The organism is Lysinibacillus sp. FSL K6-0102 (genome assembly GCF_038003545.1).
Lineage (GTDB): Bacteria > Bacillota > Bacilli > Bacillales_A > Planococcaceae > Lysinibacillus > Lysinibacillus capsici.
Genome location: NZ_JBBOPH010000001.1, coordinates 1,130,868 through 1,148,416, shown reverse-complemented (window position 1 = coordinate 1,148,416; position 17,549 = coordinate 1,130,868). Strand labels below are relative to the sequence as shown.

The following is a 17,549-nucleotide window of genomic DNA, read 5'->3' as shown; positions in this document are numbered from 1 at the left end:
AACTATCTACTACTACTTATAAATAATCTCGCCACACATTAAGCTGTTCCCATGACGGATTTGACTCTAAATAGTGGAGCGCGTGATTAATTTCTCGTTCAGCTGCTTCTTTGGAAGAAGAAACAGCAACAAGTGCTAATTTCGTACGCTGCCATACATTTTGATGGTCAATTTCCACAATAGAAACGTTAAATTTCTGCTTTGTGCGGGTAATCATACGCTGTAAGACAGCACGCTTTTCCTTTAACGAATGGGCAGTTTGAATGATAAATTCAACCTCTGCATACACGATCATTAGGCGCGTTTAACCTCTTCCATAATATAGGCTTCAATAATGTCGCCTTCTTTAATATCATTGAAGTTTGTAATCGTAATACCACATTCGTATCCTTTTGCCACTTCTTTTACTTCATCTTTGAAGCGTTTAAGCGTATCTAGCTCACCTTCAAAAATAACGACGTTATCACGGATCACACGTACACCTGAATCACGTGTTACCTTTCCTTCTGTTACATATGAACCAGCAATTGTACCAACTTTTGATACTTTAATTGTTTGACGAACTTCTGCTTGACCAATAATTTTTTCTTCAAATTCAGGATCAAGCATACCTTTCATTGCTTGTTCAATTTCTTCAATTACTTTATAGATAATGCGGTGTAAGCGAATATCTACACCCTCTTCTTCTGCTGCACGTTTTGCGTTAACATCTGGACGTACATTAAATCCAATAACGATGGCATTAGAAGCTGCTGCAAGAGAAATATCAGATTCGGTAATAGCTCCAGCACCTGTATGAATAATTTTCACATTTACGCCTTCCACATCAATTTTCATTAGGGAGGCTGCCATAGCTTCAACAGTACCTTGAACGTCAGCTTTCACAATTAAGTTGAGCTCTTTCATTTCGCCTTGGCTCATTTGTTCAAATAAGTTATCAAGCGTTACACGTTGTTTTTCTGAACGTTGTGCTTGAATCGCTGACATTGCTCTTGTTTCTCCAACTTGACGTGCTGTTTTCTCGTCTTCAAAGACAACGAAACGGTCACCTGCTTGAGGTACATCATTTAAACCTGTAATTTCAACTGGAGTTGATGGGCCAGCTTCTTTTACTCGACGACCTTTGTCATTTACCATCGCACGTACACGACCATACGTATGACCTACAACGATTGGGTCACCTACTTTTAATGTTCCATCTTGTACTAAAAGTGTAGCAACAGAGCCACGACCTTTATCAAGCTGAGCTTCGATTACTGTTCCAAGTGCTAAACGTTCTGGATTTGCTTTAAGCTCGCCTACTTCAGCTACAAGTAAAATCATCTCTAACAATGTATCAATGCCTTCACCTTTTAACGCTGAAATTGGAACGAAAATTGTATCTCCACCCCATGCTTCAGGAACTAAGCCATGTTCTGTTAATTCTTGCATCACACGATCTGGATTTGCCGATGGTTTATCCATTTTATTCACAGCCACAATTATTGGTACTTCAGCAGCCTTGGCATGATTGATCGCTTCTACTGTTTGTGGCATAACACCATCATCAGCAGCTACAACTAAAATTGTTAAATCCGTTACTTTTGCACCACGCGCACGCATTGTTGTGAAAGCTGCATGTCCTGGTGTATCAAGGAATGTAATTTTCTTGTCGCCTTCTGTAACTTGGTATGCACCAATATGTTGTGTGATACCACCAGCTTCTCCTGCTGTTACTTTTGTATGGCGAATAGAGTCTAATAAAGTTGTTTTACCATGGTCAACGTGACCCATAATTGTTACAACTGGCGGACGTTCTGATAAATCTGCCTCGTTTACTTCTTCTGTTTGCTCGAAGTGTGTTTCTAAATCCGTAATATCTACACGAATTTCTTCTTCCACTTCTACACCGTAGTCTGCGCAAATTAATTCAATTGCATCCTTATCTAATTCTTGGTTAATTGTTGCCATTACGCCAAGCATGAATAATTTTTTAATGATTTCAGATGGCTCACGGTGTAATTTTTTTGCTAATTCTGCAACTGATAATGATTCAACAAAAGTAATTTTTTCTGGAAGTTCCTTTTGTTTCACTGGAATTGATGGTTGATGCGTTTTTGGATGGCGACGTTTGCCTCCATGAATCCCTGGTTTTGGACGTTGGTTGTAACCACCGCCACCTCTACGATTATTATTGTTATTATTATTATTTTGTGTCATATTTCTATTTTGATTACCTTTTGTATTCTTAGATTTTTCGTTAGACGAATTTGAGTTTTGCTGTGCATGTTGCTGATTGTTTACTTTTGGCTTAGAAGTAGCAGATTGCTGCCTTTGTCCTTCTTGCTTTTTCACCGAATGCTGTGGTTTTTGCTGGCCATTTGATTGAGGTTTTTGTGCCATGTTTTGAGTTGATTGTTTTGCTACATTTTTCTCAGGTGTTGCTTTAAATGTTTGATTTAACTTTGCCACAGCGTCTTTTTCCAACATAGACATATGGTTTGTTACACTCACATTTAATTTACTTAGTGCTTCAATAACCTCTTTACTCGTTTTATTCACTTGCTTCGCATATTCATGAACTCTGATTTTGGTCATCTGCTCACCCCCGATTAGTTTTCGTTGAGTAGACTAGACAATTTACTTGCAAAACCTTTATCGGTAATAGCTAAAGCCACACGGGCCTCCTTACCTGTAGCATGTCCTAGATCATATCGATCTCCAATTACATGATACTCAACGTTGTAGTACGTGCACTTATCTTGAATTTTTTTACTAGAGTTTTTAGAAGCATCGTTTGCAAGCAGTACTAGTTTAGCATTGCCATTGCGGACTTCCTTTACTACTAACTCTTCTCCTGAAATCACCTTACGTGCTCTTGCTGCGATTCCAAGCAAATTAAATATTGCTTGATTTATCATAAAATTGACTCCCTACGAATCAGCAAAATAAGTTCCTCGTATATTTCTTCAGGAATTTTCACATCAAGTTGGTGCCCTAATACATTTTTCTTACGCGCGAGGTCAACTGCCTGCTCTGATTTAGAGACATAGGCACCACGCCCAGGCTTTTTCCCGGAGACATCTACACTTACTTCGCCCTCTTTCGAACGAACAACACGTATCATCTCTTTCTTTGGTAGCATTTCTCCAGTTGCTACACATTTACGAAGAGGTACTTTTTTGTTTACAGCCATAAGAATCACCATTCCTCTCTGAAGCTTGTCGTAAGAGGTGGACAAGTCATGCTCTACTTGACGCTCTGACAGTATTCAGTCGGCGTAGGGGGCCCACTGAATACTGTCAGCTAACTTGTCACACGGGCTTTCTTACTTATTCTTCGTCGTCTTGATATAAGTCAACTGCTACATCATCAAAATCACTTTCTTCATCATGAGCAGGGATGAAAGTGCTTGTAGCCGAAGGATAAATACCTAATTCACGAGCATCAGTCTCACTCTTAATATCAATTTTCCAGCCAGTAAGCTTCGCTGCTAGACGAGCATTTTGCCCACGTTTACCGATAGCTAGAGATAATTGATAGTCTGGTACAACGACTGTTGTCGACTTTTCTTCTTCATTCACTTGTACATCTAATACTTTTGATGGGCTTAATGCATTAGCTACAAATACAACTGGGTCTTCAGACCATTCTACGATATCAATTTTTTCACCATTTAGTTCATTGACAATTGTTTGTACACGAGCTCCCTTTGCCCCAACACATGAACCAACTGGATCCACTTCCTCATTATGAGCGAAAACAGAAATTTTAGAGCGATCTCCAGCTTCACGTGCAATTGATTTAATCTCTACAATACCCTCATAAATTTCAGGTACTTCCATCTCAAATAATCGACGTAATAAACCAGGATGTGTACGAGACACAATCACTTGAGGTCCACGAGTTGTACGTTCCACTTTTGTAATATACACTTTAATACGATCATGTGGATGATAAGATTCACCTTGGATTTGTTCATTAACAGGCAATGCCGCTTCTACTTTCCCTAAACCTACATAGATATTACGAGCATCTAAACGTTCAACAACGCCAGTTACGATATCATCTTCACGGTCTACGTACTGCTCATAAATTAAACCTCGTTCCGCTTCACGTACGCGTTGTGTAACTACTTGCTTTGCTGTTTGTGCAGCAATGCGTCCAAAGTTACGTGGTGTTACTTCCTGCTCCACGATATCCTCTAGCTGATAGGCTGGATTAATGACTTTTGCATCTTCTAAAGAAATTTGCAAACGATCATCTTCTACCTCTTCCACAACATCTTTACGTGAAAATACACGAATTGAGCCCTTATCTAAATTTAAGTCTACTCGAACATTTTGTGCTTGGTTAAAGTTGCGTTTGTAAGCTGTAACTAATGCCGCTTCAATGGCTTCGATTAACACATCTCTTGAAATTCCTTTTTGTTCTTCTAGCGCATTCAGCGCATCTAACAAATCACTACTCATTTTGTTTTCACTCCTAAATATGCTTTATGCAGAAAAATCGATGGCAAGTCGTGCCAATGCGATTTTTTCTTGTTCAATTGTTACTGTTATTTTACGTGTTTTAATACGCACTTCCATCACTAATGTATGTTCATCGTATGACGTTAAGTAGCCTTGGAATTCCTTCATGTCCTTGATGGGCTCATAGGTTTTTACATAAATAAACTTGCCAACTGCTTTGACAAAATCCGTATCTTTTTTTAATGGACGTTCCGCTCCAGGCGAAGAAACTTCTAAATAATAGTTTTGTGTAATTGGATCTTTTTCATCCAATAACAAGCTTAGTCGTTCACTCACTTGAGCACATTGATCTATGTCAATTCCACCCTCAGGTGTATCAACATAGACACGTAAAAACCAGTTTCGTCCTTCTTTTACGAACTCAATATCCACTAGCTCAAGATTTAACTCATCCACAATTGGTTTAGCGAGCTCTTCAATTAAAGATGGTACTTTGCTCATTATTTCCTCCTGTATTTATCAAATTCTAGCGTATGAATTGTTCATCACTATCAGGTTAGCGCAGTAATGAACCATAATAAAACAGAAATTCCACCAGTTGCTTTGGTGAAATTTTACGGTCTTACCTGCTGTTAGTCAAAATTTGTTTTGCTACGGTTAAACAACAGAAAAGAGCGGGTATGCCCCACTCTTTTGCTGGAAAAATATCAACAAATTATTACCATTAGAATAGCACAGTTCTCGACACAATGCAAATTTCCTTCATTATAGATAACCATATTGTGTCAGGAATTTGAATTTACATTGTGACCTTTCCATGCAAAACAATTGTAATACTAGAATAGCGATAACTGATTAGCATCAGGCATGCCTTCTAAACAACCAAGCTGGTCCATGTATTCGATAAGCGTTTTGGAAACACGACCACGTTGCTGTAAATCTTCCTTGGATAAAAACTCTCCCTCTTCACGAGCAGCTACGATCGTTTTCGCCACGTTGGTTCCAAGACCCGGAATTGCATCGAACGGAGGGATTAGTGAATTGCCATCAATGACAAACTCACTAGCTTGGGAACGATATAGGTCAACCTTTTGGAAACTCATACCTCGCTCACACATTTCCAATGCAAGCTCCAGCACCGTTAATAAGTTTTTCTCTTTAGTGGATGCATCTAAGCCTTTCATATTGATTTCATCAATCCGTGCTCGAATCATTTGCGATCCTTGCACCATTGCAATTAAATCAAAATCATCTGCTCGAACTGTGAAATACGCTGCATAATAAAGGATTGGAAAATGTACCTTGAACCAGGCAATTCGTACTGCCATTAGCACGTATGCTGCGGCATGGGCTTTCGGGAACATGTATTTTATCTTTTTACAAGATTCAATATACCAACCTGGTACTTTATTGGCGAGCATCTCGGCTTCAAATTCTTCTGATAATCCCTTCCCTTTACGAACAGATTCCATAATTTTGAAGGCTAGTGACGGCTCTAGACCTTGATAAATTAAATACACCATAATGTCATCACGACAACCAATTACTTCTTTTAGCACACATGTACCGTTTTGAATTAATTCTTGTGCATTCCCTAGCCATACGTCTGTTCCATGGGAAAGTCCAGAAATTTGTACAAGCTCCGAGAATGTCGAAGGCTTCGTATCTTCTAGCATTTGACGTACAAAACGCGTACCGAATTCTGGTATACCTAGTGTCCCTGTCTTACAGCCAATTTGCTTTTCTGTAACACCTAAAGATTCAGGAGAACTAAAAATTTTCATGACGACAGGATCATCGGTCGGAATTGTTTTAGGATCGATTCCCGATAAATCCTGTAACATTCTGATCACCGTTGGATCATCGTGTCCAAGTATATCTAGCTTTAAAATATTGTCATGAATAGAGTGGAAATCAAAATGGGTTGTACGCCATTCTGCATCCTGCGCATCTGCAGGGAATTGCACTGGAGAAAAATCATAAATGTCCATATAATCTGGAACAACAATAATTCCTCCAGGGTGTTGCCCAGTTGTACGTTTTACTCCTGTACAGCCTTGAACTAAACGATCAACTTCTGCTCCACGAAAATGTAAATTATGGTCATTTGCATAGCCTTTCACATAGCCATATGCTGTTTTCTCCGCAACTGTACCGATTGTTCCAGCACGGAATACATAATCCTCACCAAATAGCACCTTTGTATAGTTGTGCGCTTGAGGCTGATATTCACCCGAAAAATTTAAATCGATATCTGGTACCTTATCACCTTTGAATCCAAGGAAGGTTTCAAATGGTATGTCTTGTCCATCTTTTTTATAAGGTGTTCCACATTCCGTACAGTCTTTATTTGGTAAATCGAAGCCTGAGCTGACAGATCCATCATCGAAAAACTCGGAATGTTTACAACTAGGACAAATATAGTGAGGCGGTAATGGGTTAACCTCTGTGATTTCCATAAAAGTGGCTACTAATGAGGAACCCACCGAACCACGTGACCCTACTAAATAGCCATCAGCTAATGATTTTTTCACTAGCTTGGCAGAAATTAAATAAATAACACCAAAACCGTGTCCCAAAATCGATTTTAACTCTTTTTCAATTCGAGCTTTCACAATTTCCGGTAACTCCTCACCATAAATACGATGGGCCATTTCATAAGTTAAATTGGTTACTTCATCATCAGAGCCCTCAATTTTTGGTGTATATAGGTCATCCTTAATCGGTTTAACGTCCCCAATACTTGCTGCTACTTTTTGAGCATTCGTCACAACCACTTCTTTTGCAAGGTCCGGTCCTAAAAAATCAAATTCTTTCAGCATTTCATCAGTTGTTCTAAAATGGACTTCTGGCAGCTTAGAACGATTTAAAATGTTTGCTCCACCTTGTGAACCAATAAGTATTTGCCTAAACATCCCATCTGTCGGATCTAAATAATGAACATTTCCAGTTGCAACAACAGGTTTATCTAGCTTCTTCCCGAGTTTAACAAGTTTACGGATAATATCTTCTAATGTCCATTCATCACGTACAACATTGCGTTCGATTAATGGTGCATATACAGCCTTCGGTTGCACCTCAATATAATCATAAAAACGAGCGACTTTCTCTGCTTCCTCTGGAGACTTATTCATCATTGTTTCGAATACTTCACCATTACTGCAACCTGATCCAACTAATAAACCCTCACGATATTGTTCAAGCACGGCACGTGTCACCCGAGGAACACGATAGAATGTTTTTGTATGAGAGTGGGAGACGATTTTAAATAAGTTTTTTAAGCCTGCATTATCAACTGCTAAAATTGTACAATGCATAGGTCTACCTTTTTTATAGGCATCCCCACCACCAATATGCTTATTGAAGTCATCATGGTATTTAATAGCTAGCTCATCAGCATCCTTTAATAGCTGCAGCAGTAGAAATCCTGTCGCCTCTGTATCATAAATTGCTCGGTGATGCTGTGTTAATTCAATATTGAATTTTTTACACAGTGTATTCAAGCGATGGTTTTTCATTGTAGGATAAAGCAATCTTGCTAGCTCTAATGTATCAATGACAGGATGGACTGTGTCTTCAAGACCAAATTTTTTATAGCCTGTATATAGGAAGCCAATATCAAATGATGCGTTATGAGCGACAACGATTGCATCTCCAATAAAGGCATGAAATTCTTTAATGACCTGCTCTACCTCTGGTGCATTTCGAACCATATCATCCGTAATACCTGTTAATTCAATGGTAGTAGCCGAAAGTGGATGATGTGGATTTGCAAAACTTTCATATTTATCAATAACTTGTCCATCTTTAATTTTAACTGCAGCCAATTCAATAATGGTATCATATGCAGTTGATAGCCCTGTCGTTTCTACGTCAAAAACAACATACGTTGTGTCTGCCAATAAACGATGCTCTGGAGCATAGGCAATTGGTACACCATCATCAACTAAATTTGCTTCCAGACCATAAATAATCTTAATGCCATGTTTCTTGCCCGCTGCATATGCTTCAGGGAAAGATTGCACCACCGCATGATCTGTAATAGCTATTGCTGGATGCCCCCACTTTGCAGCTTGAGCAACAAGCCGATCAACAGGTGTAACAGCGTCCATTTGGCTCATTGGTGTATGCAAATGTAACTCAACACGCTTCTCACCCTCTGGTGCTAAATCTTGTCGTGTTTCTTTTTTGATTTCATTAATATCATTCGCCATAACGATTAAATCACGAATAAACGTATCAGTTTGCACAGAGCCTCGAACTTTAACCCACATGCCCTTTTTCAGATGTTGCATTAATTCAGCATCATCATTGTCACGAGAAAACATTTTAACAATGATGGAATCTGTATAGTCGGTAATTTTGATTTGTAATAAGGAGCGCCCACTTTTTAATTCTTTTATTTCCGTATCAAAGACAAATCCTTCAATAATAACACGGCGTTCTTCTTCAACAATCCGTTTAATTTCCATGATTTCATCATCTTTAATATGCATCCCAAGTTGGAATGGACGGTCGCCAAGGTTGGCCAGTGCCGGATTGTCTTTCTTCTCTTGCTCACGTTTTTGGAAATCTTGCATCGCTTGCTGTGCCAGAGCCACTTCTTCCAGACGTTTCTGCTCCATAAATGCTTCCTGTGCCGCTATCATTTCTTCCGTTTCTTCTTGTAGCACAAAGTCGATTGCCATACGAGGGAAACCAAATTGACTATAGCTTTCTGCTAGTTTGTCCGCATACTTCGTTTTGAGCATCATAAATTCCATTTCCTGCATACAGGATAAAGTCATTTTTTGGCCGTTCCATGTTGGTATTTGAGTGATGAGACAATTTTTAAGCGTTGGAGCCATCTCATCAATTTGTTCCACAACATTTAGCCAGTACGCTTGCACCAGTTCCTCTGTGACATTTTTTTCTAATGTTTCAAATGTCGTATTAACTTGTGCTATCGCTGAAAATTTCTCTGTCAAATGCGTACGGAAAAGCTGATATAACGGAAACGGTAATATATCCTTTAACTTAATTGTGAAATGCCAAAGTCTATCCTTTTTATGAACTGTCAGGCGTGATAGTTCACCTTCCTCAAAAAATGACATATATACATCATCTGTTAACTCTAGTTGTTGCAAGAGCATTCGAAGTCTCATTCTTGCCTCTTGTTGCTGTTCCAATCTAATGACACCTACTTTCAGAAAGAGGCAATTTCTTTAGCCTCATGTTCTAATTCGTCTCAAACGCATGATGAATTCAAGAAAAAAATTCGCTCCCACACTGCGGGCGCTCTTCAAGTTTAACAGATATTTTACCATCTGTTGTTGCTTGCTTGGCTCACTGTCCCGCAGAAGTGTCGCGAATTATTTATTTCTATCTTATCAAAATTATACGAAAGCCTCTATTAAAAGCATCAAATTCTAATTATCACCAATTTTTAGCTCGTCATTAATTTTTACGGAAAAATTCATTCAGACGATCAATTACTTCTTCTTTTTTCCATTCAAATGTTTCACCCGTTTGACGGAATTTCACTTCTACAATACCTTCTGTTGCTTTTTTACCAACAGTTACTCGAACAGGTAAGCCAATTAAATCAGCATCAGCAAATTTTACACCCGCTCGTTCAGGACGATCATCTAGTAACACATCGTAACGGTATGATTTTAATAAGCCATAAAGCTCCTCCGCTAATGTCACTTGTGCCTCATCTTTTGTGTTTACTGGCACAACATGAATATCATATGGCGCTAATTGTGTTGGCCATGTAAAGCCATTGTCATCTTGGAAGTGCTCCGCTACAGCAGCTAGAATACGAGAAACACCAATACCATAGCACCCCATAATAAATGGTTGAGCCTTACCTTGCTCATCTAAGAAAGTACCATTCATTTTAGCAGAGTATGTAGTACCTAATTTGAAAATATGACCAACCTCGATACCTTCTGCAAACTTAATGTTACCTTGTCCATCAGGAGAAGGATCTCCCTCTTGAATAAAACGAATATCTAAATAGTCGTTAACTGCAAAATCACGCTCAGGGTTAACATTGACTAAATGGAATCCATCTTCGTTGGCACCTGCAATACCATTACGAATAGATTTAATAGCATGGTCTGCTACTACTTTTACGTCTACCGGTAATTTCACTGGACCAATTGAGCCAACGCCACAACCTAATAATTCTTGAATCGCTGCTTCACTTGCAAGTTCCACAGATCCTGCATCAAGTGCATTTTTCAATTTGATATCATTAATTTCATGATCCCCACGTGAAAGCACTACTACAAGCTCTCCATCTACATCAAAAACTAGAGATTTGATGACATTAGCAGGTTCTACTTTTAAGAATGCTGAAACATCTTCAATTGTTTTTTGCTCTGGAGTTGCTACTTTTTCTACATCTTTTAAAGCTTCATCAGATGGTTGATAGTCAACAATTACTTCAGCCATTTCGATATTTGCTGCATAATCAGAAGTATCTGAGTACGCAATTGTATCTTCCCCAATTTCAGAAAGGACCATAAATTCATGTGTTCCTTTACCGCCAATCGAACCTGCATCTGCAATAACAGCACGGTAGTTTAAGCCGAGACGGGAGAAAATATTAGAATAAGCACGATACATATCTTCATATGTTTCATCTAAACTTTCACGTGACGCATGGAAAGAATAAGCATCTTTCATGATAAATTCTCTTCCTCGTAGTAAGCCAAAGCGAGGACGTTTTTCATCACGGAATTTGGTTTGAATTTGATACAATGTTAGCGGTAATTTTTTATATGATTTAATTTCATCACGGACTAAAGTTGTAATGACTTCTTCATGTGTTGGCCCTAATGCAAAATCACGGTCATGTCGGTCTTTTAAGCGCATTAATTCAGGTCCGTATTTTTCCCAGCGACCTGATTCCTGCCATAGCTCAGCAGATTGTAGAGATGGCATTAGTAGCTCAATGGAGTTGATAGCTTCCATTTCTTCTCGGATAATTGTTTCAATTTTTGTTAGCACACGTTTTGCAAGCGGTAAATACGAGTATACCCCACTTGTATTTTGACGAATAAACCCTGCACGTAGTAATTGCTTATGTGACTTTACCTCAGCATCAGCAGGTACTTCACGTAACGTTGGGATAAATGTTTTACTTTGCTTCATTCAGTGTTCCACCTTTTTCAATAGATAAGTTTATACTCTCAATAGCATAAACAAATTTAGCTTTGAGCGCAATGTTTCATCGAAATTGCGCTCAAAGCTAGGAAATCAAATTTCATTTAACTGTAAATGAATTAAAAGAAAAATCTTTGTATATCGTTCCATGTAACAACCACCATTAGAATCATGAGTAGGACGATTCCTACAAAATGTACAATACCTTCTTTTTGACGGTCAATTGGTTTACCACGTAAAGCTTCAAAGCCAAAGAATAATAAACGGCCTCCGTCAAGTGCTGGTAATGGAAGTAGGTTCATAATTCCTAAGTTAATACTTAGCATTGCTGCCCAATTCATTAGGTTCATAATACCATACTGGGCAACTTGCTCTGTTGCTTTATAAATACCTACAGGACCTGAAAGTGCGTCTATTGTGAACTTACCGGTAATTAGCATACCTAATAGTTCAAATATTTTCACTGTCATATTATAGGTTTCTTGAGCTCCATAAACAACTGCCTTTAATGGGTTAAATTCTCTGGGACTCTCATAGCGTACACCTATTTGACCATATTTCTCGCCATCCTGCTGGATTTCCTTAACAGTCATATTTAAGTTCACTGATTGTCCATTTCGTTCAACTGTCACAGCAATATCTTCGTTTGGATGATCTTGAACGATTGCAGCTAAATCTTGCCATTTTTCAACTGCTTGTCCGTTAATAGCTGTTACTCTATCTCCTGCCAGCATCCCTGCCTGTGCAGCTGGATCATTCTCTACTACTTCTGTGATAATTGGCTCGTATGTTGGTACACCATGGATCAATCCAATCACTAAATAAATCACAAACGCGAGAATAAAGTTAAACAAAGGGCCTGCAAAGATAGTCATTGCTCGTTGACCAACTGTCTTTGCATTAAATTGACGATCCTGTGGCGCAATGACAAGTTCACGACCATTTTCCACAAGCACACAGTCTCTAGCTACTTGATAACGAACTAGACGTTCTTCTTCATCATAACCCTCTACAAATAACTCCTTCTCTAAATCGGCGCGTTCAACTTCTAAAAATAATAAATCTGGTAACTGCTTATTATTTTGATTGAAAATAATTTTTTTAACAATATTATCTTCATTCACAATAAGCCCTATTCGGTAGCCTGGCTGTAATTCCGTGCCATCCATATCCTCGCCGGCCATACGTACGTATCCCCCGATTGGTAATAATCGAATAGTATACATTGTTTCACCATGCGTTTTTCCATAAATTTTGGGACCCATTCCGATCGCAAATTCACGTACTAAGATACCTGCACGTTTGGCGAATAAGAAATGTCCAAGTTCATGGAAGAAGACGAGCATACCAAATATTAATATAAATGCAATGGCTGTTTGCATAATACCCCACCTTTAATAGCGATTAGTTAACGATACAGTGCTTTCGTTATTTTACCATGTCTAACACTATTTTTCTTGTCTCACTATCCACATGTAATATGGTTTGTAAATCTGGTACTGCAATGTTTTGGTGTGCCTGCATCACACGTTCAATCGTCTCATCAATTTCAAGGAATGTGATTTTCCCTTGTAAAAAGGCTGCAACTGCCGCTTCGTTTGCTGCATTCATTGCTGTCAGAATCGTACCACCCATACGACCAGCCTCATACGCTAAACGCAAAGCAGGGTATCGCTCAAAGTCCATCTCTTGAAAATGTAGTTGACCAATTTGCGCTAAATTTAGTCGCTGACCATTTTGTAATGGTATACGGTCTGGGTAGCTTAAAGCATATTGGATTGGCACACGCATATCGGGTGTACCTAGCTGAGCAATAACACTAGTATCATGATACTCAACTAGAGAGTGAATAATACTTTCTCTATGCAAAAGTACATCTATTTTATCATAAGGCATATCAAATAAAACATGTGCTTCAATGACTTCTAATCCCTTATTCATCATTGTAGCGGAATCTATCGTAATCTTTGCACCCATAGACCAGTTTGGATGATTCAGTGCATCTGCGACCGTCACGTGTTTTAATTGTTCTCGTGTTTTATCACGGAAGCTACCACCAGAAGCGGTAATAATCAAACGTTCGATATTTTTCGGATTCTCACCATTCATCGATTGGAAGATGGCAGAGTGCTCACTATCTACAGGCAAGATGGCTACTTTGTATTTTTTGGCCTCTGCCATCACTAAATGACCAGCAGTTACAAGCGTTTCTTTATTAGCAATAGCAATCGTTTTGCCCATACGAATGGCTGCTAATGTTGATTCAAGGCCTACACTTCCAAGCACAGCATTGACAAGTACAGTCGAATCTGGATGTGTTGCGACCTCTACAAGTCCTTTTGCTCCAAACGTAAATTGGATATTTGGAAACTCTTTAGCTAGTGTTAGTGCGTCTTCTTCTAATTGCACAGAAACTAATTCGGGCTTTAATGTTTCAATCATTTCTCGCGTTTTCTCTAGGTTCTTTCCTGATGAAAAAGCTACTAATTGAAAAGCATCACGTTGTTCTTTTAAGATATCGTAGGTTTGCCAACCAATTGAACCAGTTGCACCTAATAAACTAATTTTTTTCACAACAAATTGTCCCCTTTTTCTATCTAAGCAAATGATTTAGCAAAATGTCTTTTCCTATACAATTAATTACCAAATAAATGTAAAAAATGAAGTAGAGGCACGACAAATAATAGACTATCAAAGCGATCTAAAATTCCTCCATGCCCTGGTAAAATATTGCCTGAATCTTTTACATCAAAGTGACGTTTAATAGCAGATTCTACCAAATCGCCCATTTGACCAATAATTGAGGCAAAAATCGTTACAAAAACAAGTGATATATAACCATTTGCGAATGGGTAAATGAGTTGCATACCTACTGCAAAAATAACAGCAATGACTATTCCACCTATAAAGCCTTCGATCGTTTTCTTAGGTGAAATTTCTGGCCATAACTTATTTTTCCCTAATTTTCTACCTACAAAATATGCACCTGAATCCGTTGTCCAAACAACTAATAAGCAATAGACAACATACTCTAATCCAACATTTCTAGTTTCAATTAGATAATGGAATCCTAATCCCACATAAAATGCGCCTAATAAAATAAAGCCAACTTCGTCAAAAGTAATTTTATTTTTTACTAAAACCACGTAAATAAGAAGTAGCATCATTAGACCATAGACTACCATTAGATTAGACGAATAGCCTATTAATTCTACAACCCTTTCACTCCAGTCCTTCGGGATAACCAGTAAAATTAAAGTGATCAGTCCTAAGAAGCCAGGCACAGAAAAGATGGAAATCCCTTTCATCTTAAGTATTTCATAAAAACCGACAATAGCCATTGCTAGCACAAGTAAGGCAAATGGTACTTTTCCATAAATAACGAATGGGATAAAAAGTGCTGCTGCAATTATTGCGGTAATAATTCTTTGTTTCAAGTTGTTTCTTCTCCCTTCAACCCACCGTAACGGCGATTACGTTTCTGATAGTTTTCCACCGCTTCGAGTAAGTTTTCCTCACTAAAATCTGGCCACAATGTATCTGTAAACCAAAATTCTGTATAGGCGAGCTGCCATAGCATAAAGTTACTTAATCGCACTTCACCACTTGTACGAATTAAAAGATCTGGTTCAGGTAAATGGGCCGTCATTAAATGAGATGTTAAGCAATCTTCTGTTATGTCTTGCATCGTTAATTGACCGTCCTGCACTTTTTGAAGCATCATTTTCATGGCATTGACCATTTCAGAACGACTACCATAATTCAGCGCAAAATTTAAAATAAGCCCTGTATTATGCTTCGTTTCTTCCATTGCCTCATACAACGCTTTTTGTGTATGGGCAGGTAATAAAGATGGGTCTCCAATCATTTCGACACGTACATTACGCTCCATCATTTCTGGTAAAAAGGAACCTAAAAACTCAACAGGTAGCCGCATAAGAAAATCTACCTCAGGTTTTGGTCTCTTCCAATTTTCAGTGGAAAATGCATAGACAGTTAAGACTTTAATACCTAAGTCTGATGCAAATCTCGTCACCTTACGCACCGTCTTCATTCCTTCATGATGACCAGCCACACGTGGCATAGCTCTTTTCTTCGCCCAACGTCCATTTCCGTCCATAATAATCGCTACATGGGCAGGAATCGGCTCGCTTTTAGCTAGGGCCACACGCTCCTCCAATGATAGTGTATCCATATTTATTTGTTTACCTAATAGCTTTTTAAACATGCTAACTCCCCCACTACAACTAATCGGACGTATACTAACCTATCATAACAAACAAAAGCGCCTTTTGTCTTTTTTTTCCCTCTAAATTGACTATGTATGTACTAGCTTATTTTAGAACTATACACATATTAAAGAATGAGTTTGTTAAATAATGATGATTGTATCATTAATGACCTTTTCACATTTATACATGCTCTCTATTTGAGTAAGCAATTTGGCTATGAATAATAAAGAGAAAAGACGTCCTGTTAAGTATAGGACGCCTTCATCTCATCAAAAAGTTCCATCATAGACGTGTAAAAGGTTTATTTACACCTCTAAAATTTCTTTTTCTTTATCTTTCGCTACTTGATCTACTTTCACAATGAATTCATCTGTTAACTTTTGAATATCTTCTCCATAGCCACGTAGATCGTCTTCTGTGATTTCGCCAGCTTTTTCAAGTTTTTTCAAATCATCATTTGCATCACGACGAACATTACGTACAGCAATTTTTGCATCTTCCGCTTCTTTTTTCACTTGTTTTACTAGATCCTTACGACGCTCTTCTGTTAAAGCAGGAATCATAAGACGAATGACAGAACCATCATTTGTTGGTGTGATACCAATATCTGATTTCATAATTGCTTTTTCAATATCACCTAAAATTGATTTATCGTAAGGTGTAATTACTAATAAACGAGCTTCAGGTATAGAAACACCCGCAAGTTGGTTAATTGGTGTTGCTGCTCCATAGTAATCAACCGAAATACGATCTAATAGAGATGCGTTCGCACGACCTGCACGAATAGATGCTAGTTCGCGTGAGAAAGCTGCGATTGTTTTGTTCATTTTTTCTTTAGCTTGTTCTAAAACTTGTTTAGCCATTATACATTCCTCCTAACAACTGTTCCGATTTTTTCGCCTTGTACAGCACGTTTAATGTTACCCGGCTCCGTAATTGAGAAAACAATTAGCGGGATATCGTTATCCATACATAAAGTTGAAGCCGTTGAATCCATTACTTGTAAGCCTTGTTGGATAACGTCTAAGTATGTGAGTGTATCATATTTAATGGCTGTCTCATCCACTTTCGGATCCGCTGAATAAACGCCATCGACATTGTTTTTAGCCATTAAAATTGCATCAGCATCAATTTCTGCTGCTCGTAATGCGGCAGTCGTATCAGTAGAGAAGAACGGATTACCTGTCCCTGCTGCAAAGATAACGACACGCTTTTTTTCAAGATGTCTAACTGCTTTACGACGAATGTATGGCTCCGCTACTTGAGTCATCACAATAGAAGATTGAACACGTGTTTCAATGCCTAATTTTTCAAGTGCATCTTGTAAAGCTAGGGAGTTCATTACGGTTGCCAGCATGCCCATGTAGTCCGCAGCAGCACGATCCATTCCCATTTCACTACCTATTTTCCCACGCCATATATTACCGCCACCTACAACAACAGCAACTTCTACATCAAGATCTACTACTTCTTTTACTTCTTCTGCAACAGACTTGATTATTTTTGGTGATAAACCGAAGCCCGCTTCTCCAGCTAACGCTTCACCACTTAGTTTAATAACTACTCGTTTATATTGCGGTACACTCATTGTAAACCTCCGTAAGACTTTATTTAAAACATCCCTATTCCCTTTTCCATTATAGTATATCTAACAATAATTGCTAGTTGTGAATAAGGCAGAATAGAAAATTATCTTCATTTTTTCATTCAC

14 protein-coding genes are annotated in these 17,549 nt (G+C 38.4%); all 14 read right to left on the bottom strand.

Translation table 11 applies throughout. The annotated features are described in order from the left end of the window. Positions 1 to 16 precede the first annotated feature (16 nt). Positions 17 to 295 carry a DUF503 domain-containing protein gene (locus NYE73_RS05360; RefSeq protein ID WP_259951078.1) on the bottom strand — a complete coding sequence of 93 codons (279 nt, stop codon included), beginning with the start codon at positions 293 to 295 and terminating at the stop codon, positions 17 to 19. Continuing rightward, positions 295 to 2,577, bottom strand: a complete 2,283-nt coding sequence (gene infB, locus NYE73_RS05355; protein WP_048391561.1) for a translation initiation factor IF-2 — start codon at positions 2,575 to 2,577, stop codon at positions 295 to 297. Before infB ends, NYE73_RS05360 begins: the two co-directional genes overlap by 1 nt. A 14-nt stretch (positions 2,578 to 2,591) precedes the next feature. Then, the gene (locus tag NYE73_RS05350) at positions 2,592 to 2,900 is read right to left on the bottom strand and encodes a YlxQ family RNA-binding protein (protein WP_004225011.1); all 309 of its coding nucleotides are present in this window, start codon (positions 2,898 to 2,900) and stop codon (positions 2,592 to 2,594) included. Next, positions 2,897 to 3,175, bottom strand: coding sequence for an RNase P modulator RnpM (gene rnpM, locus NYE73_RS05345; RefSeq protein ID WP_004269250.1), 279 nt, complete (start codon positions 3,173 to 3,175; stop codon positions 2,897 to 2,899). Before rnpM ends, NYE73_RS05350 begins: the two co-directional genes overlap by 4 nt. A 136-nt stretch (positions 3,176 to 3,311) precedes the next feature. Beyond that, positions 3,312 to 4,451 (bottom strand): transcription termination factor NusA, encoded by a 1,140-nt coding sequence (gene nusA / locus NYE73_RS05340; protein WP_048391564.1) that lies wholly within the window; start codon positions 4,449 to 4,451, stop codon positions 3,312 to 3,314. Between the two features lie 24 nt (positions 4,452 to 4,475). Beyond that, the gene (gene rimP / locus NYE73_RS05335) at positions 4,476 to 4,952 is read right to left on the bottom strand and encodes a ribosome maturation factor RimP (protein ID WP_004269252.1); all 477 of its coding nucleotides are present in this window, start codon (positions 4,950 to 4,952) and stop codon (positions 4,476 to 4,478) included. A gap of 335 nt (positions 4,953 to 5,287) precedes the next feature. After that, positions 5,288 to 9,619: a PolC-type DNA polymerase III gene (locus tag NYE73_RS05330; RefSeq protein WP_259951079.1), complete on the bottom strand. Its 4,332-nt coding sequence runs from the start codon at positions 9,617 to 9,619 to the stop codon at positions 5,288 to 5,290. 268 nt (positions 9,620 to 9,887) lie between these two features. Beyond that, on the bottom strand, positions 9,888 to 11,594 hold the full coding sequence (locus NYE73_RS05325) for a proline--tRNA ligase (RefSeq protein WP_048391566.1): 1,707 nt from the start codon (positions 11,592 to 11,594) through the stop codon (positions 9,888 to 9,890). 131 nt (positions 11,595 to 11,725) lie between these two features. After that, positions 11,726 to 12,988: an RIP metalloprotease RseP gene (gene rseP, locus NYE73_RS05320; protein ID WP_048391568.1), complete on the bottom strand. Its 1,263-nt coding sequence runs from the start codon at positions 12,986 to 12,988 to the stop codon at positions 11,726 to 11,728. Between the two features lie 46 nt (positions 12,989 to 13,034). Continuing rightward, positions 13,035 to 14,180: a 1-deoxy-D-xylulose-5-phosphate reductoisomerase gene (gene dxr / locus NYE73_RS05315; protein WP_004269256.1), complete on the bottom strand. Its 1,146-nt coding sequence runs from the start codon at positions 14,178 to 14,180 to the stop codon at positions 13,035 to 13,037. A 62-nt stretch (positions 14,181 to 14,242) separates the two neighbouring features. Beyond that, positions 14,243 to 15,043, bottom strand: a complete 801-nt coding sequence (locus NYE73_RS05310) for a phosphatidate cytidylyltransferase (protein WP_112117499.1) — start codon at positions 15,041 to 15,043, stop codon at positions 14,243 to 14,245. Beyond that, positions 15,040 to 15,834 (bottom strand): isoprenyl transferase, encoded by a 795-nt coding sequence (locus NYE73_RS05305; protein WP_004269258.1) that lies wholly within the window; start codon positions 15,832 to 15,834, stop codon positions 15,040 to 15,042. The genes NYE73_RS05310 and NYE73_RS05305 overlap by 4 nt, the downstream gene beginning before the upstream one ends. Before the next feature lie 309 nt (positions 15,835 to 16,143). Then, the gene (gene frr / locus NYE73_RS05300; protein ID WP_004269259.1) at positions 16,144 to 16,701 is read right to left on the bottom strand and encodes a ribosome recycling factor; all 558 of its coding nucleotides are present in this window, start codon (positions 16,699 to 16,701) and stop codon (positions 16,144 to 16,146) included. Then, a complete protein-coding gene (gene pyrH / locus NYE73_RS05295) occupies positions 16,701 to 17,426 on the bottom strand; it encodes a UMP kinase (protein ID WP_004269260.1) in 726 nt (241 codons plus the stop codon). Before pyrH ends, frr begins: the two co-directional genes overlap by 1 nt. Positions 17,427 to 17,549: the final 123 nt, after the last annotated feature.